Raw genomic sequence first — 18,787 nt, 5'->3', positions numbered from 1 at the left:
CCTAAACGCTTATTTTATCATTTCCCTGACACGGAATTTAACGCCTATATCCTCCGCTATTTTGCGGCACTTCTCAATATCTTCTTTGTCCATTACGTCGACGACGGAAAAAACGACATTCGGTATGTATTTTTTGCAGTCGGCGGCGTACTTGAGGATGGCGTCAAACGCCTTTTCTCCGTAATCGCTGTGGCAAAGCGCCTCGTATTCTTTAGCGTTCGGAGCATTAAGGCTGATCGACACCGTATCGACAAGCCCCGCAAGTTCCTTCGCGGTCTGCCGGCCGTGGATAAGGTCGGCTTGGCCGTTAGTATTTATCCTCACAGGAATACCGATTTTCGGTTTAACCGCCTTTATAACGGCGATAACGTCGTCAAGGCGCATCAAAGGCTCGCCGTATCCGCAGAAAACCAGTTCCTTGCACCCAGACACGTTTTTTAATATATCCTGAACCGTTTCGTCGACAGTCGGCTCGCGGTCAAGCCACAAATCTCCGGACCCGCCTATGCCGTCGCCGTAGTTCCGTATGCAGAAATCGCAGCGGTTGCTGCATCTATTCGTCATATTTACATAAAGGCTGTCGCCAAGCCTATAGGTTATAGTCATACAGTCAGCTCCCTCATATCACTTAATTCAAATTAAAGAGCCGTCTTGCGTTTTCCGCCGTTATATGCGCCATTTCCTCCGTGGTAACCCCTTTTATGCGTGCAATGAATGCCAAAGTGTGTTCTATCATTGTAGAATCGCTCCTGCGCCCGCGCAAAGGCTCAGGGGCCATATAGGGGCAGTCTGTCTCAACAAGTATGCGGTCAATCGGTACTACCTCTATCACTTTAGGCGCTTTCTTGTTGTTTTTGAACGTCACCGCTCCGGTAAAACCGATATAAAGCCCTAATCTTACAAATTCCATAGCAGTCTCGGCGCTGCCGGAAAAGCAGTGGAGCGTCCCGCGGGGCTTATACTTCTTGACGAGTTCGAGCGTATCTGCATGCGCTTCCCTGTCGTGGATTATAACGGGTTTGTTGAGTTCATTCGCAAGAATAAGCTGTTCCTCGAAGAAACGCTTCTGAGTCGGCTTATCAATCTTCCAGTGGTAATCGAGCCCAATCTCGCCAACCGCGACCGCCTTATCGCTGCTTTTAATTATTTCTGCAATCTCTTCAAGGTAACCGTCACCGGTTTTTTCCGTTTCCTCTGGCTGTATGCCCGCCGCAAAATAGACATAATCGTATTTCTGGGCAAGAGACGCATTAAAGCGGGACGACTCTACCGTCGTACCCGCTGAAATAACGCCGACTACGCCCGCTTCCGGCAGGGTTTTACCCAGCAGTATGCTGCGGTCATCGTCAAATGAGGAATCATCGTAATGTGCGTGTGTATCAAAAATCTCCATTGGCGCGTATCCCTTTTTGCCTGACAGTTGATTTAAAGCAAAGATTTCTCAACATCCGGAATACATCAATTCCGCGGTAAAACGGGCCATTTTGCCGCCTTTATTCAGCGCAGCTTGGAACCGTCTTCTACACTGTCATCTACAAATATGACCTTTGCAGCTCCGTCGCTTGTGTCCGCCGCCAGAATCATGCCCTGGCTCTCGACACCGCGAAGCTTTGCGGGTTTTAAGTTGTAGACGAGAATAATCTTTTTGCCGATTAGGTCTTCGGGCTTATACCATTTAGCGATGCCAGAAACGACCTGGCGGTTCTCGCTGCCGACTTTTAACTGCAATTTCAGCAGCTTATCGGATTTCTCTACCTTTTCGCAAGCCGTAACTTTTGCGACCCTCAAATCCACCTTTGCGAAATCATCAATGGTAATCTGAGCGACGCCTTCAGGCTCTTCTTTCTTTTTCTCCTCTGCATTTGACTTTTCCTTAAGCGCCTCAAGAGCGTCAAGCTCTTTTTCAAGGTCAAGGCGCGGGAAAAGCGGCTTGCCGTTTGTCACTTTGAAGCCCTTGGGCAGAGCATGGAAATTCTTTGATTCGCTCCATGACATGACAGGATTGGCGCCGATACGCTTCCTGATTTCCACAGCGGTATCAGGCATGAACGGCTCTATATAAATTGATATGATACGGATAGATTCACTGAGGTTGCGCAGCACTGTAGCGAGTCTTGCCTGTTTACTCGGGTCTTTGGCGAGCACCCAGGGCATATTTTCGTCGATATATTTGTTGGTACGGGAAACAAATTTCCAAATCTCTGCAAGCGCCTGAGAAATCTGGAGGTTATCCATATTGGTTTCTACAAGGGAACCGGTTTGGACAGCCATTTCAGCGAGTTCATCGTCAATGTCATGGTGCTCAAAGATATCCGGCAGAGTACCGCCGAAATATTTCTCTATCATCGCAACGGTGCGGGATACCAGATTGCCGAGGTCGTTCGCAAGGTCAGAATTTGTGCGGTTGATGAGCGCTTCTGTTGAGAAGTTGCCGTCCGAGCCAAAAGGTATCTCACGAAGCAGGAAGTATCTGACCGCGTCCACGCCGTAGCGGTTGCGCAATATAACCGGGTCGATTATATTGCCCTTGGATTTTGACATCTTGTCGCCGCCGAGCAGCAGCCATCCATGCCCGAAAACCTTCTTAGGCAGCGGTATATCAAGGGCCATCAGCAGCGCCGGCCAGATGATTGTGTGGAAACGGACAATCTCCTTGCCGACCAAGTGAATATCGGCAGGCCAATATTTCTTGAAATCTGACTCGTCGTCAGAGCCGTAGCCGAGTGCGGTAATATAGTTTGACAGCGCGTCTATCCAGACATAAACGACATGCTTCGGGTCAAAATCAACCGGAACGCCCCATGTGAATGAGGTTCTGGAAACGCAGGTATCCTCAAGGCCCGGTTTAATGAAATTGTTTATCATTTCATTCATGCGGGACTGGGGTTGAATGAAATCCGGGTGCTTTTCATAATAGTCCAGCAAGCGGTCAGCGTATTTTGAAATACGGAAGAAATACGCTTCCTCCTGTGCCCATTCGACTTTTCTGCCGCAGTCGGGGCATACGCCGTCCTTTACCTGCGTGTCAGTCCAGAATGCTTCACATGGCTTGCAATACCAACCTTCGTATTTGCCCTTGTAGATATCGCCCTTGTCATACAGCTTTTTAAAAATCTTCTGAACGGCACGCTCGTGATAATCGTCAGTCGTGCGGATAAAGCGGTCGTTTGAAATATTATATAGCGACCACAATTTCTTTATGTCAGCGACCATACGGTCGACATATTCCTTTGGAGTCAAACCGGCCTCTTTCGCTTTGCCCTCTATCTTCTGACCGTGCTCGTCAGTACCGGTTAAAAACATTACATCATATCCCTGCATTCGCTTGAATCTCGCAAGTGCATCTGCCACAACGGTAGTATATGTGTTTCCAATGTGCAACTTGCCTGAAGCGTAATAAATAGGGGTTGTGATATAATATTTTTTGCTCTCCATACTCTTGCCTTCCATCCAGTTAATTTTCCGCGGAAATATCCGCTAATTTCAAAGCCAATATTTATATTATACCAATAAACGCGATTAATAGCAATCAAGACTGAAAATCTCAATGCTGAAAATTACATCCTAAACATAATTTTTAGCATTAAACCTGTAAAATGTCAAAGCCCAGTGCGTAAGGAAGTATAATAGGCGCAAAAAGAGCGTGCAAATAAATTGCACGCTCTTTGCTTGTCAATCTTTTAGTTTAAAACGTAAATCAAAACTGTCCTCGCGCCAAACTTTCTGCACGCCTCACGAGAGGGCATGAAAAGGTCCGCTATTATTCCGCTCCCGTTGTGGACAAAAGCCCCTGTATCGGCAGCGATCGCGTATCCGTAAACATAAGAGCCGTCCGGAGTCATAATATACAATTTTGATCCGTACGGAATCTTACTCGGGTCAACCGCTACATAGCCGACTTTTACTGTGCGGCCGGTGCTCGTTTTGGTTCCGGGCTTGGCGTAATAGGCCGTTGCCTTGCCCTTATAGCAATGGGAATAGTGAAGCGGAACACCTTTTTTATCAAGCTTCAGGCTTGACGGTGAAACTACATTTGAAACCGGAGTAGAAGACGCGGTGCCTATGAGGATCTTTTTATTTACAGGCTGCGTTACTACACTTTCACCGATTATCTCCTCTTGGACAGCTTTTCCGTTAACCAACTTAATCCTTTTTGTTATGGCGTTCTGCCCTTCCTTGCCTTCCTGAATTACTTTCTGGACACCTTTTTTTAAGTTTATGGTAGTCTGGGTCTCCGTCTTAAACGGGACGGAAACATAAGACACTTTTGTCTCATAAGTCACCCGGCTGACAACAATATTGTCGTTGGGCTTCACTTTAGCATCCTTCGGCATATTCAGAATATCCTCAGGGCCAAGTTTAATATTCGCTTGTTTTAAAATGTCTGCAACCGTTCCGTCCGCCGTCATCAGCGTTTTGATTTGATTGTCAGCGGTAACGGTAACTTTAAACGCTGGCAGTACTTTTATCGTCACGTTGTTGTCATCATTTACGCTGAGCAAAATCTTATCGTTTTCCGATGGGATTATTCCCGCGCTGTTTAGTATATCCGATACACTGGCTTTAAACGTAATTAGGTTCGCCGTTTTATCAGGTGTTACGATCTTGACATGCTTCATATTGAGCATTACAGCACCGGCGGCTAACGCCGCGCCGAACGGGCAGAGCATAACAGCTGTTTTTTTGATATCAATCTTCGGCATTGCTTCGCATATGGCTGAGAAAACGGCTGGCAAACTTCGTCGGACTTTTATATTCCCGGCGACATTATCCATCGTATCTCTCCTTTTGCTCTGATTTCGTTGGTATAATAAATTGCCAAATATTCGAATTATCGCTGTTGTTACCATAAAATGAAATTGTCTTAGTGCTGTAGCTTGCATTTATTCTATTACCGTTTTGTAACCGTTTTGTTTATTATATTAAAGAGCATTTCAAATGTCAACCAGCATAGTGCACAAATTTTCCTCTTTTGTTAGTCATTGTGCATAAATTATAATATTGGATTTGTGGATTTTTGTCATATATTTAGAATTTTTCAAGAATATACGTAACAATTTGTAACTTATAGTGAAATTAATTTGTAACATCAAATTCGCTCTTTTCCCCTCGAAAAAGGTCAAAAAAGCAAATTTAAATGGCTTTCCGGAAAAAATGGAAAGCCATTTAGTTTTTTTAATTATTAAAATTATTTTTTGTTACAAAATTTTTTCGCTGATACGCCTTGTCACACAACATTGATGATTGCAGCATCCCAGAATTCTGCCGTCGGATGTCATCTATAAACCTCAATAAATCTTTATGTTGTTTCGTCAGGATGTATGGCAACATTCAATCTTCCGAATTCGATGTGCATACATGGTTTTGCCCTATAAATTCTGACTTTCGGCAGTAGAGTCGATTAAAATGGCAAAAAACAAGGCTCCGAAACAAGTGTTTCGGAGCCTTGTGATAATATTTGAAATAATTATCTCTTTGAGAACTGGGGAGCGCGGCGTGCGGCTTTGAGACCGTACTTTTTCCTCTCCTTCATTCTCGGGTCACGGGTCAAGAATCCGGCTTTCTTCAGGATAGGACGGAATGAATCGTCTGCCTGAAGCAGCGCACGTGAAAGGCCGTGGCGGATTGCTCCAGCCTGACCGGAAACGCCGCCGCCTTTTACATTGGCAACTATATCAAAGCGGCCGAGTGTGTTGGTTATTACGAGGGGCTGACGAACGATGAGCTTGAGTGTTTCAAGGCCAAAATAATCGTCAATATCCCTTCCATTTATGGTTATTGAACCAGTGCCCGGATAAAGTCTTACGCGGGCAACCGAGTTTTTCCTGCGTCCGGTGCCGTAAAGATAAGGTCTATCGTTATACATAAAGCGTTAATCTCCTTTCTTATATTTTCCACTCTTCGGGCTTCTGTGCAGCGTGAACATGCTCAGCACCGCGATATACACGAAGACGTTTCAATGCGGAACGACCGATAACTGTTGAGGGAATCATGCCCTTAACCGCAAGCTCGATTACCTTTTCAGGCTTTTCGTTCATCAGTGTGCGGTATTTAATCTCTTTAAGGCCCCCGACGTAGCCGGTGTGATAGCGATAGAATTTCTTATCGAGTTTGCTGCCAGTAAGAACAGCTTTCTCAGCGTTAATAACAATAACATGATCACCGCAATCAAGATGTGGGACAAAAGTTGTTTTATGCTTACCGCGCAGGATAGCTGCGGCAGTTGCTGCAACACGGCCGACTGGCTTGCCGGCAGCGTCAATAATGTACCATTTGCGGTTAATGCTTTCCGCTGTTGGCATATAAGTTGACATTTTGGTCTCCTCCCGATTTTTCATTACTCAATAATAAAGGCGATAAACCTTGATTTTCGCGCTGTTTATTCCGCGTAATGCGGCAATTAATAAACCGTCTCTATACGCGCACCATAAATTATATATTACACACGTGTGAAATGTCAAGGGTAAATTTGCGATATTTTAATCTGTTTCTTAAAAGCTTCGTTATTCTTGCGTTTTCGCCCGTTTTATAGCTGTAGCTCCGCTGCTGTCCCATTTTTTATGTATGAAACTGAGCACAAAAAAGGGCTGCCCCCAATTGAGGGCAGCCCTTTTTGCGCACGCATCACGTGCAGACTGGATTAATATTTATCGGGATATCCGTAGTCATCCTTTTTATCAAATTTATCCTTGAAGAAATCCTTCTTATCAAACTCGTCTTTGCAGAAATCTTTCCTATCATACTCGTCCTTGTAATAATCTTTTTCATCATAGCCGAATTTATCGAACTTATCTTTCTTATCGTAATCGTCGTAAAAATCCTTTTTGTCATACTCGTCAAATTTATCAAAGTCATCTTTCTTGTCATAGTCATCCTTGAAGAAATCTTTCTTTTCAAACTCGTCTTTGAAGAAGTCTTTCTTTATAGGATAGGCGTCAACAAGCAATTCTTTTTCGCGGACAACCTTGAATTTAAGCTTGATAACGGTCTTCTCAACAAGCTTGGTGAAGACTTTAACACCCTGCTTGAAGCATTCGCCTTTCCAATCGTCTCTTTCGCCTTCAATCTTGGCTTCGAGCAGTTCTGCCTTATCGCCGGGTTTGGCGTCGCCGCAAACCTCAATAAAGCCGCCGAAGCCAATCTTTGTAGTGTAGTGGAATACCGGTCCGCAGACTGAAGACTCACACGCGCAGACCTTATCGGCAGTCTTGTAGTTGATGTCTTTCCACAGGAAAGCATTAAAGAGTATCTTTCCGTGGATAACTTTGACATCATAGACGTCGATCCACTTCTTTATCTCTTTAACCATATAGACAGGTGGGCAAGGCGGGCTAATGCGAATCTCTTTTTCGACAAAGAACTGGTCTTCGCCTACCCCAACTACTACAGGAACCTGAATCAATTTCTTTTCGAACTTCTTCTCAGGCTTCTTATCGGGTTTCTTCTCACACATTGTGATTCTCCTCGTATAGAAAATTGCCGCCATAAGCGGGTTCAATACATTATACGCGTGATGTTGGACAAGTGACATAACTTTGTGTGGAAATTAATTTGTCGACAATGTCATCAAAAAAATTACTTCATAATATAATTAAGGGACAGATTTTTGCAGCGGAGGGTATAATCAATGGAAATAGTCAGCAGAGGCGGAAAACCTGTAATATACAAGAACAATATTCAGCTTCGATTTTTTTCTTCGGCCATAGAGGACAGCGAAATCAAGGTAAACAGCATATTTGCAAAAATCATTGACATCGGTACGGTCATTGTTTACGGCGAATATACTGTCTACCTCCTTTACAGTTATGTCAACGCCGAAAAACAGAAAGTATATGTCACCCAGACTCAGAGCATAAATTTCAGTGAAATGGTTTCGTGCAATATCCCGCCGGACAGCGACCCTGAAAGCTACAGAGCAGAGGCGACATTTAACCCGATAATCACTTTTTCACAGGCAGCAAACACTATATGGAACTTTGAAATACAAGGTCAAATAGATGTTGTTATCTATGCCAGCAATAACAAGGAGCATGAGATGTCCAAAAGCGGCATAATGCACGTCGAAAACGCAACAGCAGTGCGTATCGGCGATGCAAATCTGCCCATTAAAGATCTGCTTGAAATGGATACAGCAGCGGTAGAAAAGATGTTATCGGCCAGCACTGACGCGCGGGACGCTAAAAAGGTATCGGATGATAACAAAAAAGAAGATGGGGACACTGAAGAGATAAAGTAAACGTATAAACACCGCCATTAAAAGCAAAATAAGTTAAGTAGAACTGAATTTCTCATATGGCGGTGATTTAAATTGACTCAGACGGTTGTTAATGCTCCATACTGGACTGAAACTGCTAAGATACCGAGCCAATATCCTTATTTGTCTGAAGATATAACCTGTGAAATCGCAGTTGTCGGCGGAGGAGTCACTGGCGCATTATGCGCCTATCAGCTCCAGAAGGCCGGAATAGACACCGTACTTGTGGACGCCGAACTTTTCGGTTACGGCAGTACCGGCTCGTCCTCGTCAATCCTGCAATATGACTTCGATTATGAACTCAAGGGGCTCAAGGAACTAATCGGAATTGAAAAAGCGGTAAGAACCTACCAAGCATGTATCCGCGGCCTTGACGAGATTGAACAGATTACAAAAGAACTCGGAGCCAATGTAGGTTTTTCGCGGCGGGACAGTTTTTATTACACCCCATGCGAATACGGTGCCGAGCGTATGCGGCAGGAATATCTCCTGCGGCGCCATCACGATTTCCCGGTTGAATTCCTCGACAGTGAAAAAGCCGCGGAACGCTTTTCGTTCCGCGTCGAGGCGGGTATTTACACCTCCGGCATGGCAGGCGAAATAAACCCATACCGGTTCACGCAGGCGCTTATTGGGGAAGCGGTAGAGCTCGGCATGCGCGCATATGAAAATACGCCGGTTGAAGTTGTCACCCCTGACTTTGACGGCATTACCCTTGAAACCAAACGCCATCATAAAATCAGAGCGAAAAAAATGGTCAATGCAACAGGTATCGCCGCCGCCAGAGAGGCCGCCCGGCATCTTGTTCAGCTCAAAACTACGTTTTGTGTTGTAACAGCTCCGGTTGAGGACTTTTCGGGATGGTACAACCGCTGTATTATCCGCGATGACGGTGACCCGTATATTTACCTGCGCACCCTGCCCGACAACCGCATTTTAATCGGCGGCCTTGACAGTTGCCATATAGATGAGAACGGCAAATTGGCACGGTTAATAAAAGCGCCGCTGTCAGTACAGTGCAAATATACCGAGCTTGAACATCGGTTGTTCTCGATGATGACTGGAATCAGCAATATAAGAGCGGAATATCATTTCTCTGGCACATCGGTAGATACCGGCGACGGGCTGCCGTATGTCGGCACGCTGCCGGGTTACCCGAATGTCTATTATGATATCTGCACAGGTTCAAACGGCATAGTCTTCGGACAGCTTGCCGCAGATTTAATCCGCGACCTTTACCTCGGCGGCGACGCCACCGACATGGACCTGATGGTCTTCGACAGGCTTAAATTTTAACCGCAGATTTCCTGCACAAAAAGGGCTGTATCACGCTGATAGTTTCAGCACGATACAGCCCTTTATTTATTAAGTGCCCGGCTTATTGCGCGGCGCGGAATCCGATACCCGCGCGGTCATTTTTCTTCATGGTATTCCTTTTCGGTGTTGACATTCCACACCCTTGACTTATCCTTTGAGCCTGTGCGGATACACTCAACCGCTTCCATAGCAGTAAGCATTGAATGGTCCATATTGTTGTACCTATGCTGGCCGTTCCGGCCTATGCAGTATAGGTTATCGATGGTGTCAAGATATTCTCTAACCCGCCCTATGTCCTTGTAAGAATCAAAGTAAGCCGGATATGCCTTTTTCACCTTTATCCTCGTCGCATCCAGCACATCATCTTTATCTATTATATCCATCTTGCACAGTTCGCCAACGGCAAAATCAATAAATTCGCTGTCGGACATATTCCACATGCTGTCGCCCTCGTTGCAGAAATACTCAAGGCCAATCCAAACGGTATTCTCAAGGTCTTTCACCATATAAGGCGACCAGTTGTTGAATATCTGGATACGTCCAATTTTGACGTCGCGTTCCTGAACATAGATCCAGCAATCGGGCACGATATTTGAAACGGTTTTCAGATTGGTTTCATTCTTCAGTTTAAGTTTCTTTAAAAGCAGCCCGACCGTTATAAAATCACGATAAGGCAAGTTCTCGGCAATTTGCTGGACATCCTGCGGGACTCCGCTGCCAAGAGCCCGAACAAGATCCTTTATCGGCATTGAGGATAAGAATATATCACCCTCAATGGTCTCCTTGACGCCGTCCTTTTCAGCAGTAACGGATTCTATAACCCCGTTTTTGACGTTAAAGCCGACGGCCTTTGTGTTCAAATGGATTTCCCCGCCGAGCTTCTCTATCTCTTTCGCCAGCGTTTCCCAAAGCTGGCCGGGGCCTTTCTTGGGATAATAAAATGTCTTGATAAGCGAAGTTTCCACATTTTTAGTGTTGTTTTTGTTTACAAAAGGTTTTTTGAGGACTGACAGCACAGCTTTTGACAGCGACAGCCCTTTAATGCGCTGCTCGCCCCATGAGGCGTCAATCACACCCGGATTCCTGCCCCATACTTTTTCAGTATAATCCTCAAAAAACATCTCATAAAGAGGCTCCCCGAAACGGTTGATCATAAAGTCCTTGAGTGAGTGTTCATCGCGCTTTGAAATGGCTGAACGGATGTAGCCAAGCCCCGCTTTGACTGTTCTTTTAAACCCCATATTTATAAAAGTTGCGGGCTTTATTGAAAGCGGATAGTCAAAGAATTTTCTGAGGTATAAAATCCGCGAAACCCTGTTTCTTATGAGCATTACCCTGTCGGTTTTTTCTGGGTCAGGGCCGCCCTTTTTCAGCGGGACACTGCGCCCGAGCATTCTATCGTCTTTTGCCGGTTCGCCCTGCAAGGGCATAAGCTCGGTCCACATATCGACTACCTGCTGGTTCTTGGAAAAGAACCGGTGCCCGCCGATGTCCATGCGGTTGCCTTTATAGTCTATTGTTTTTGAAATGCCGCCGATACTGTCTGTTTCTTCAATTATTACAGGATGGATGTCAGTTGTCTTGAGGAGCTTGTATGCTGCGGTAAGCCCCGCAGGCCCCGCTCCTATTATTATGGCTTTTGTTTTTCTGCTCATTTAGTTCTCCTGAATTTAAAATATCGGTTAATTGGTATTATATGCTAATAAAATTATTTTAAACTAACTATATACCCATTTCAAGTTGATTATTGGAATTCCACTGGATTTAAAACATAGTTTTCAAAAAAGTTACATAATTAATCGCCGGCCAATAAACAGAAAGGATGGATACCGTTTGGTATCCATCCTTTTATCATTCGGCAGCTCACGCTCTCCATGCCTCACGGCCTTCTTTAAAAATATTCCCGCCCTTTGAGTCTATTGCAACAAACAGCGGAAAATCGCGGAAAGTTAATTTTTTTACCGATTCGCAGCCGAGGTCCTCAAAGGCGATTACCTCACATGAGGTGATACAGCGGCACGCCAAAGCCCCGGCTCCGCCGAGAGCACAGAAATAAACAGCGCCGTTGCGCTTTATCGCTTCGCAGACTTCCTCGCTTCTTTCGCCTTTCCCAATCATTGCGGAAAGGCCGGCATCCAGCATTGCAGGTGTATAAACATCCATGCGCGATGAAGTGGTCGGTCCGCATGAACCAATCGCCAGACCCTCCGGTGTTCCTGTCGGCCCGGCATAATATATTACTGCACCGTCAAGGGGAAAGGGCAGCTTTTCCCGTTTTTTCATCAGTTCCGCAATACGTTTATGTGCTGCGTCGCGGGCTGTATAAACTGTACCGGAAAGCAAAACACGTGTTCCGGCCCGGAGCGAACCGGCACAGTCTTTTAACTGTGACGTATCTATTTTCAAAGGTTCAGCTGACATCAATTTTCCCCCTGTATCTGATATGTAGATTCAATCATCTGTACTGAAATCAAACTTTACAGTCTGGGCTTCATCCGCCGATTCATCTTCATCCTTTGTATTCTCCGGCATATCAAAATCGCTTTGGAAATTGCTTTGGAAATTATTAATTATATCCTCCGAATCGTTTTGCATAGATTCAAAAACCGAATCTATAGTGCTGAAAAAGTTTGCTGCATTAGTACGGGCCTCCATTATGCGCTCGTTACATTCCTTTACGCTGTTAAGGAGAAAATTGAGCTTTCCCCTGACCTGATTTTCTATTTCCTCAGCTTTGATTTGAGCCTCGTCAATCAGTTTTTGGGCCTCGTTCTTTGCGTTTTCCTTAATAGACTCGGCCTCTTCATTTGCTGAATTTATGATATTGTCGGCGGTCTGCTGCGCCTCAAGCAGGGCACGGCCGATCTGGTCCTTCGTTTTATCTATTAAAGCAAGTTTGTCCTTAAGTTCCTCAGCATATGCAACTGCTTTTTCCGCTTTTTCTTCTGCTTCCCTTTTGGCATTGTATAGCTCTGCAGCTTCCTCTTTTAACTTTTGTATTTCGGCGTCACGGCTTTCCATGTCAGCTTTATAAGCTTCGTTTGCCTTTTGGGCCTCAATGCCCATCGTATTCAGCTTTTCCAAAACTTCAGCGTTTTTTTCTCTTTCAGCGTTCAGCTCTTCTGTAAGCTTTTCTACTTGTTTTGCAAGCTCCTCACTGCGCAGGGTTTCGCTTTTTAATTCGGCATTAAGGCTATCAATTTTCGCTAAAAGTTCTTTTTCTCTTTCTCTGAACTGCTCGTCCTGTTTGTCGATAAAAGCCAATACTTCGCTTTTATTAAATCCGCCCATAACGGTGGTCTTAAAGACCGCTTCCTCCATACCGTCCACCCTCCTGAATAATTGCCGCCGGCCGGCACTCCGATCTTAATACTATTACATCATATTATACCAATACACGACATCAAATACAATACCAGCAGATGCCATTACCTCCACAATCTTATAATGCCGCTGTCATATAAATGTTTTAAAATCAGTATGCCTATCGGGAAAAAGATCATGCCGGCAAAACCTAAAGCTTTCAGTCCAATTACCATCGCGAGCAGCGTCACAAGCGGATGCAGCCCGATATGGTTTCCCACAAGGCGCGGCTCAATAATATTTCTCACTACAGATATTATCGCATAAACTATCGCAAGCCCCGCTCCCAAATAGAATTTCCCCGCAAGAAATTCTATAATGGCCCACGGTATCATGACCGTCCCTGTCCCGAGGACAGGCATTATATCGACGAGGGCTATGACGGCGGATATAACAATGGCGTTCGGTATTCCAAGCAGCATAAGCCCGATTGACAGTTCAACAAATGTTATGACCATAAGCTTTAAGTAGGCTTTGACAAGCTTCGTTACAGTATTAAGGAAAAAGTTTTTTAATTCACGGGCTGTTTCACGATACCTCTCCGGCAAAGAGCGGAACAGCGTCTGCTTAACCCTCTGGTAGTCAGCAGCGATAAAGCACCCCGCCACAATGGTTATAATAAGGTCGAAAATGAATATCGGCAGTGAGGAGACAAAATCATGCAGAACGCCCGCCGCCCAGTCGGGCAACTGGGACAGCCGCAGCAGCTGCTGTGATATTCCGCTCAGCGAGGTGTCAAATTTCATGCCTGTGCTTTTCTGCAGGCGGGTCATTAGGGGGGAAATGTTTTCTGAAATGCTTTTGAGCAAACTTGTAAGGCTGTCGATAATCGCAGGAAGGCTCTGGGCCCCGTCGCTTGTCCAGCGGAAAAGCTTGAAAAGGCAGAACCCCATTATCACAATCAGCAGCGCAGTCAGCAGCAAAACGCCAACTACCGAACAGGCCTTCATATTGGCGTGTTTTTTCTCATGCAGGTATCTTGCCGGCCGCTGAACAACCGCGGCGAGAATAAATCCGATTATAAACGGCATTACCCAACCCAATACGTACTTTACTGCAAAATATATGATAACTACAAGAATAGCAAAGAATGCGCAGTTTATCAGAAAGTTTACTTTTCTTTTGCTGTTGTCAGACAAGGATTGACCTCCCTTCCCCCTGCCTATGCAGTTTCCCGCTTGCCTTATTGTGCGTTTCTGCGTGGGAAAAATCTTAAATCAACCCTTTCTATTTTTCCTATTTTTGCCTGTTTATATGTAAAATTTATCGATATTATTCTCCGCATTTGGCCATTTTGTTAGAAAACAGCGATGAGTGAACACTAAAGCCATTATAGATATGACAAATTGCTATATATCGAGATAAAGGTGTAAATCGAAGAAAAATGGAGCACCCTGAAGAAAAATCGAGCTTTACTCGCATATTTTGAATCTAACAGAGGTTGAAACGGCAATTTATAAAATGTTATAGTGTACACACGAGCAATACATGCGTTCTTGTAGGGTGGACTGGCTGCTTAAAATCGCATTGAAAACATCCGGTACAAGTTCCGCTTTACACATAATTAACATTGCGTTTTGAATCGTACTTAAAAATCACTTTAAGTAATGCTTATTCGGACACAACATTCATAATGACAAAAAACCAAGCACATTCCCACGCGGCCATTACTGGAGGGATTTTAAATGAATTCAATGCCACATTATCTGTTGGTTGAAAGTCAGGTGCTTCCTGAGGTGTTTCTGAAGGTTGTCGAGGCAAAGCGACTGCTTTTGTCCGGTCAGGTCCATTCAGTCAACGAGGCGGCGCGTGCAGCAGGCATATCAAGAAGTGCCTTTTATAAGTATAAGGACAGCGTCCATCCATTTAACGAGGAAGCAGGAGGATATATTGTTACATTGCACGCAATGCTGCGGGATGAAGCCGGCATGCTTTCAAAACTCACCAGCCTTTTGTATCACGAAGGTGCAAATATAATGACAATAAATCAGAACATACCTGTCGGCGGGTATGCTCCTGTCACTGTGACAGCGCGGGCGGACGGCATGAAGATTTCCTTGACCGACCTGCTTGACCGTATCCGTGAAATTGATGGAATCAACAACGTAGAAGTAGTTTCAGGGTTTTGACAGCAAATAGGCTTTATTTGAGCTTTCATTCAGCCGCATGAAAGTCTTTGCAAAATTTACGGCGGCAGCTAAGGAGGCACAGGCAAAATGGTTTATATCGCTGTAATGGGACATGGCGTTGTCGGTTCCGGCGTCGTCGAAGTCTTTTATAAAAACAACAAAAGCATCATTTCCAAAGCCGGAATCGATATGGACATAAAATACATACTTGATATAAGGGATTTCCCCGGATTACCCTATTCGGACAAATTCATCAAGTCATTCGACCCGATAATAAACGACCCTGATATAAAGATTGTTGTCGAAGTCATGGGCGGTCTCGAACCATCATACACATATGTGAAACGCTGCCTTATGGCCGGCAAAAGCGTTGTTACTTCCAACAAAGCCCTTGTCGCCGCTTATGGCTGGGAGCTTTTAGAGATTGCAAAAAACCATAACGCCAACTTTCTCTTTGAAGCGAGTGTAGGAGGCGGCATCCCGATTCTGCGCCCGATAAGCCAATGCCTTGCCGCCAATGAAATAAAAGAGATTGCGGGTATTTTGAACGGCACGACAAACTTTATTCTGACAAAGATGATCTCTGACGGCATGGACTTTAAATCCGCCCTTGAGCTTGCACAGAAACTCGGCTATGCCGAAAGGGACCCGGCGGCCGACGTCGAGGGCATGGATGCCTGCCGCAAAATCTGCATCCTCGCTTCGCTCGCTTTCGGCAAGCATGTCTATCCCGAGGACGTACATACAGAGGGCATTACTAATTTGACCCTTGAGGACGTCAAATACGCTGAGGCATGGGGCGGAGTAATAAAGCTTATCGGCCGTGTAAAAAAGATTGAAGGCGGCAGGATCTCAGCTATTGTCTGCCCCGCTTTTGTCAAGAAAGAAAGCCAGCTTGCCAATGTTGACGACGTGTTCAACGGCATTATGGTGCGCGGCGACGCCATAGGCGACGTCGTGTTCTACGGGCGCGGAGCCGGCAAGCTTCCGACCGCAAGCGCCGTCGTTGCCGACATAATCGACGAGGCAAAACACCTCGGAGCCCGCAAATACATATACTGGGCCCCTGCCGAAAAGGGATATGTATGTGATTATAAAGACATGGCATCTTCATTCTTTGTCAGGGTAAAATCCCATGACAAGGCCATGACACTCAAAGCCGCAGAACCGCTTTTCGGCAAGATAACAGAAGCTGTCTGTCCTGACAGTCCGAAAGACGAAGCCGCATTTATCACACAGCCTATGCCTGAAGGGCAATTTGAGAGGGCGCTCGCTTCCCTGTCCTCACTCGATATAAACGTGATTTCAAAGATAAGGGTTATGGCCGATATCTGACCACCTTGTTTGATTTTATATATAAAAAGGTATTTGCTATATCGAAAAACCGCAATTAAGGCGGCTCTGATATGCAAAAAATTTTGTTTTCAGACATCATCGATTATTATTGATTAAACACAAATAAAGGCGTATCCTATAGAATGTAGTAGGAGCGCCTGAGGTTGTTAAAGGAGTTTTCCGTCATGATAAAAATAAGGGTTCCCGCCACAAGCGCGAATCTCGGTTCCGGGTTCGATTCCCTGGGGCTTGCGCTGAAAATGTATAATCAGGTGATGATGGAGGAAACCGACGGAATTGACATAACTACAAGCGATGGGTCTTGCGTACCCGTTGACGATACAAACCTCATATACAGCAGCGCTAAATTTCTATATGAGCTCTGCGGGCACAAATTCCGCGGGTTGAAGCTTATTCAGGAAAACAATATCCCGATGACGCGCGGCCTCGGCAGTAGTTCGGCCTGTATCGTAGCCGGCCTTGTCGGCGCTAACGCACTGCTGGGCGACCCGCTCTCAAAGGACGATTTGGTGAACCTTGCCGCAAGGCTTGAGGGGCACCCTGACAACTCTACGCCGGCAATACTCGGCGGCCTCGTTGCCTCCGTTTTCGACGGCAACAGGGTTTACAGCGTCAAGGTCCCGATTTCCGGCAGGCTGAGGTTTGCCGCCTTTATCCCGAATTTTGAGCTCAAAACAGAAGTGGCGCGCGCAGCGCTTCCTGAAATGGTTCCGCACAAAGACGCTATTTATAATCTTTCACGCGCCGCCCTTATGACTGCGTCGCTGTTCTCCGGCAGGCTCGACAATCTTAAAATTGCCGCCGGCGACAGGCTTCACCAGCCATACCGGCTTAAATTCATAAAAGGTGCGGAAGAAATCTTCGACTTGGCCTTGAAATCCGGAGCATATGCAACATTTATCAGCGGGGCGGGTCCGACGCTTATGGCGATGGTCAATGTGACTGACCTCGGTTTTGCCGACCGCGTAAGCGAGGTACTGAAAAACAAAATGCCCGACTGGAAGCTTGTAATGCTCGACTGTGACGAAGAAGGCGCAACTGTCGAAAACGTGTAAAATTGAATTTTGCCGCCTCGGAACAGCAACATCTAATCTATATGGCGGTTATTATATAGGAAGGAGCATTTTATGAGTCTTATTGTACAAAAATTCGGCGGCACGTCCGTTGCGGACGCGGACAGGATTCGCAATGTGGCGAAAATCATAACAGATACTTATAAGGCCGGCAACAATGTTGTAGCCGTAGTCTCCGCTCAGGGCGATACAACCGACGACCTGATTGCAAAGTCCGCGGAGATAAACCCGGCAGCCTCAAAGCGTGAATTGGACGTTCTGCTTTCCTGCGGCGAACAGATTTCAATGTCATTGCTCGCGATGGCTATACAGAAACTCGGATTTCCGGTTATTTCTCTTACCGGCTGGCAGGCCGGCTTGAAAACCGACTCAGCCTATGGAAACGCAAGAATCAAACAAATCGATACCGATAGGCTGAACGCTGAACTCGACAAAGGAAAAATCGTAATAATTGCCGGTTTCCAAGGTATCAACAAGTACGATGACATAACAACTTTGGGCCGCGGCGGTTCTGATACAACCGCAGTAGCTTTTGCCGCAGCGCTTAAAGCCGACCTGTGCCAAATCTTTACTGATGTTGACGGTGTATATACTGCCGACCCGAGGATAGTAAGTGACGCCGTCAAGCTCGATGAGATATCCTATGATGAAATGCTCGAACTTGCTTCCCTCGGAGCGCAGGTTCTTCATAACCGTTCAGTTGAGCTGGCGAAAAAATACCATGTAAATCTCGAGGTCCTTTCAAGTTTTAAAAATGTTCCCGGAACTAAAGTCAAGGAGGTCGTCAACGTGGAAAAAATGCTGGTCAGAGGAGTAACCCGCGACAATGACATTGCGCGCATATCAATAATAGGGCTGCCAGACGAGCCGGGTATCGCCTTTAAGATATTCTCGCTTCTGGCTCAGAAGCGCATTAATGTCGATATCATCCTTCAGTCGATAGGACGCTGCAACACGAAAGACTTAAGTTTTACCGTTGCAAAGCCCAACCTTGACGCAGCTCTCAGCATCTTAAACGACAACATAAATTCCTTCAAAGGAAAAAGCATTACTTATGATGACCATATTTCCAAGGTTTCTATCGTCGGCGCTGGCATGGAGTCAAACCCCGGTGTAGCGGCAAAGATGTTTGAGGCGCTTTATGACGCAAATATAAACATCCAAATGATTTCAACAAGCGAAATCAAAATATCCGTCCTTATTGACAGAGACGATTCTGAAAAGGCCGTTAAAGCTATCCACGAACGTTTTAAACCAGCAGATTAAGTCAATAATAAATACCCCTGCTTTATTAA

17 protein-coding genes are annotated in these 18,787 nt (G+C 45.5%); 6 read left to right on the top strand and 11 right to left on the bottom strand.

The genetic code is table 11. The features are described 5' to 3' along the window. Positions 1-9: 9 nt before the first annotated feature. The 7 genes from V6C21_RS02545 to V6C21_RS02515 all read right to left on the bottom strand — a co-directional run bounded on the left by V6C21_RS02545 (position 10) and on the right by V6C21_RS02515 (position 7,453). Positions 10-606: a TIGR04100 family radical SAM protein gene (locus V6C21_RS02545; protein ID WP_034841128.1), complete on the bottom strand. Its 597-nt coding sequence runs from the start codon at positions 604-606 to the stop codon at positions 10-12. A 22-nt stretch (positions 607-628) separates the two neighbouring features. Beyond that, on the bottom strand, positions 629-1,393 hold the full coding sequence (locus V6C21_RS02540; protein WP_479268255.1) for a TatD family hydrolase: 765 nt from the start codon (positions 1,391-1,393) through the stop codon (positions 629-631). Positions 1,394-1,497: 104 nt separating this feature from the next. Continuing rightward, entirely contained in the window at positions 1,498-3,435 is a 1,938-nt protein-coding gene (gene metG, locus V6C21_RS02535; RefSeq protein WP_034841124.1) for a methionine--tRNA ligase, read from the bottom strand. A gap of 245 nt (positions 3,436-3,680) precedes the next feature. Further along, entirely contained in the window at positions 3,681-4,775 is a 1,095-nt protein-coding gene (locus tag V6C21_RS02530) for a 3D domain-containing protein (RefSeq protein ID WP_034841120.1), read from the bottom strand. A 692-nt stretch (positions 4,776-5,467) separates the two neighbouring features. After that, positions 5,468-5,866, bottom strand: coding sequence for a 30S ribosomal protein S9 (gene rpsI / locus V6C21_RS02525; RefSeq protein WP_034841117.1), 399 nt, complete (start codon positions 5,864-5,866; stop codon positions 5,468-5,470). Positions 5,867-5,885: 19 nt separating this feature from the next. Beyond that, entirely contained in the window at positions 5,886-6,314 is a 429-nt protein-coding gene (gene rplM / locus V6C21_RS02520) for a 50S ribosomal protein L13 (RefSeq protein ID WP_034841114.1), read from the bottom strand. Positions 6,315-6,640: 326 nt separating this feature from the next. Continuing rightward, positions 6,641-7,453 carry an SPOCS domain-containing protein gene (locus V6C21_RS02515; RefSeq protein WP_051492500.1) on the bottom strand — a complete coding sequence of 271 codons (813 nt, stop codon included), beginning with the start codon at positions 7,451-7,453 and terminating at the stop codon, positions 6,641-6,643. A 174-nt stretch (positions 7,454-7,627) separates the two neighbouring features. On the opposite strand from V6C21_RS02515, the gene V6C21_RS02510 reads away from it, so the two are divergent. Continuing rightward, the gene (locus V6C21_RS02510; RefSeq protein ID WP_479268254.1) at positions 7,628-8,236 is read left to right on the top strand and encodes a hypothetical protein; all 609 of its coding nucleotides are present in this window, start codon (positions 7,628-7,630) and stop codon (positions 8,234-8,236) included. A 72-nt stretch (positions 8,237-8,308) separates the two neighbouring features. Then, positions 8,309-9,550 carry an NAD(P)/FAD-dependent oxidoreductase gene (locus V6C21_RS02505; RefSeq protein ID WP_479268253.1) on the top strand — a complete coding sequence of 414 codons (1,242 nt, stop codon included), beginning with the start codon at positions 8,309-8,311 and terminating at the stop codon, positions 9,548-9,550. Positions 9,551-9,666: 116 nt separating this feature from the next. Here V6C21_RS02505 and V6C21_RS02500 read toward each other — a convergent pair whose 3' ends face one another. From V6C21_RS02500 to ytvI, 4 genes are all read right to left on the bottom strand, one after another. Next, positions 9,667-11,226 (bottom strand): NAD(P)/FAD-dependent oxidoreductase, encoded by a 1,560-nt coding sequence (locus V6C21_RS02500; RefSeq protein ID WP_479268252.1) that lies wholly within the window; start codon positions 11,224-11,226, stop codon positions 9,667-9,669. 208 nt (positions 11,227-11,434) lie between these two features. Next, complete coding sequence (locus V6C21_RS02495) at positions 11,435-11,992, bottom strand: FumA C-terminus/TtdB family hydratase beta subunit (protein WP_034841104.1); 558 nt, start codon at positions 11,990-11,992, stop codon at positions 11,435-11,437. Between the two features lie 30 nt (positions 11,993-12,022). Then, the gene (locus tag V6C21_RS02490; RefSeq protein WP_479268251.1) at positions 12,023-12,892 is read right to left on the bottom strand and encodes a hypothetical protein; all 870 of its coding nucleotides are present in this window, start codon (positions 12,890-12,892) and stop codon (positions 12,023-12,025) included. 107 nt (positions 12,893-12,999) lie between these two features. Next, positions 13,000-14,073 (bottom strand): sporulation integral membrane protein YtvI, encoded by a 1,074-nt coding sequence (gene ytvI, locus V6C21_RS02485; protein ID WP_034841099.1) that lies wholly within the window; start codon positions 14,071-14,073, stop codon positions 13,000-13,002. Positions 14,074-14,619: 546 nt separating this feature from the next. Here ytvI and V6C21_RS02480 point away from each other — a divergent pair. The 4 genes from V6C21_RS02480 to V6C21_RS02465 all read left to right on the top strand — a co-directional run bounded on the left by V6C21_RS02480 (position 14,620) and on the right by V6C21_RS02465 (position 18,758). Continuing rightward, on the top strand, positions 14,620-15,063 hold the full coding sequence (locus tag V6C21_RS02480; protein ID WP_034841096.1) for an ACT domain-containing protein: 444 nt from the start codon (positions 14,620-14,622) through the stop codon (positions 15,061-15,063). Positions 15,064-15,150: 87 nt separating this feature from the next. Further along, entirely contained in the window at positions 15,151-16,398 is a 1,248-nt protein-coding gene (locus V6C21_RS02475; RefSeq protein WP_479268250.1) for a homoserine dehydrogenase, read from the top strand. Between the two features lie 185 nt (positions 16,399-16,583). Beyond that, complete coding sequence (gene thrB, locus V6C21_RS02470; protein WP_034841091.1) at positions 16,584-17,474, top strand: homoserine kinase; 891 nt, start codon at positions 16,584-16,586, stop codon at positions 17,472-17,474. 72 nt (positions 17,475-17,546) lie between these two features. Next, the gene (locus tag V6C21_RS02465) at positions 17,547-18,758 is read left to right on the top strand and encodes an aspartate kinase (RefSeq protein ID WP_479268249.1); all 1,212 of its coding nucleotides are present in this window, start codon (positions 17,547-17,549) and stop codon (positions 18,756-18,758) included. Positions 18,759-18,787 lie beyond the last annotated feature (29 nt).

The sequence above is a fragment of the [Clostridium] cellulosi genome (assembly GCF_036762875.1).
Lineage (GTDB): Bacteria > Bacillota > Clostridia > Oscillospirales > Ethanoligenentaceae > Ruminiclostridium_D > Ruminiclostridium_D cellulosi.
The sequence above is the reverse complement of the archived record's forward strand: the minus strand, read 5'-3'. Positions and strand labels throughout refer to the sequence as shown.

What these genes read in the sequence shown, in the direction of transcription:
- V6C21_RS02545 (WP_034841128.1), bottom strand. Translation starts at nt 606, where the DNA reads ATGACTATAACCTATAGGCTTGGCGACAGCCTTTATGTAAATATGACG.
- V6C21_RS02540 (WP_479268255.1), bottom strand. Translation starts at nt 1,393, where the DNA reads ATGGAGATTTTTGATACACACGCACATTACGATGATTCCTCATTTGAC.
- metG (WP_034841124.1), bottom strand. Translation starts at nt 3,435, where the DNA reads ATGGAGAGCAAAAAATATTATATCACAACCCCTATTTATTACGCTTCA.
- V6C21_RS02530 (WP_034841120.1), bottom strand. Translation starts at nt 4,775, where the DNA reads ATGGATAATGTCGCCGGGAATATAAAAGTCCGACGAAGTTTGCCAGCC.
- rpsI (WP_034841117.1), bottom strand. Translation starts at nt 5,866, where the DNA reads ATGTATAACGATAGACCTTATCTTTACGGCACCGGACGCAGGAAAAAC.
- rplM (WP_034841114.1), bottom strand. Translation starts at nt 6,314, where the DNA reads ATGTCAACTTATATGCCAACAGCGGAAAGCATTAACCGCAAATGGTAC.
- V6C21_RS02515 (WP_051492500.1), bottom strand. Translation starts at nt 7,453, where the DNA reads ATGTGTGAGAAGAAACCCGATAAGAAGCCTGAGAAGAAGTTCGAAAAG.
- V6C21_RS02510 (WP_479268254.1), top strand. Translation starts at nt 7,628, where the DNA reads ATGGAAATAGTCAGCAGAGGCGGAAAACCTGTAATATACAAGAACAAT.
- V6C21_RS02500 (WP_479268252.1), bottom strand. Translation starts at nt 11,226, where the DNA reads ATGAGCAGAAAAACAAAAGCCATAATAATAGGAGCGGGGCCTGCGGGG.
- V6C21_RS02495 (WP_034841104.1), bottom strand. Translation starts at nt 11,992, where the DNA reads ATGTCAGCTGAACCTTTGAAAATAGATACGTCACAGTTAAAAGACTGT.
- V6C21_RS02490 (WP_479268251.1), bottom strand. Translation starts at nt 12,892, where the DNA reads ATGGAGGAAGCGGTCTTTAAGACCACCGTTATGGGCGGATTTAATAAA.
- V6C21_RS02480 (WP_034841096.1), top strand. Translation starts at nt 14,620, where the DNA reads ATGAATTCAATGCCACATTATCTGTTGGTTGAAAGTCAGGTGCTTCCT.
- V6C21_RS02475 (WP_479268250.1), top strand. Translation starts at nt 15,151, where the DNA reads ATGGTTTATATCGCTGTAATGGGACATGGCGTTGTCGGTTCCGGCGTC.
- thrB (WP_034841091.1), top strand. Translation starts at nt 16,584, where the DNA reads ATGATAAAAATAAGGGTTCCCGCCACAAGCGCGAATCTCGGTTCCGGG.
- V6C21_RS02465 (WP_479268249.1), top strand. Translation starts at nt 17,547, where the DNA reads ATGAGTCTTATTGTACAAAAATTCGGCGGCACGTCCGTTGCGGACGCG.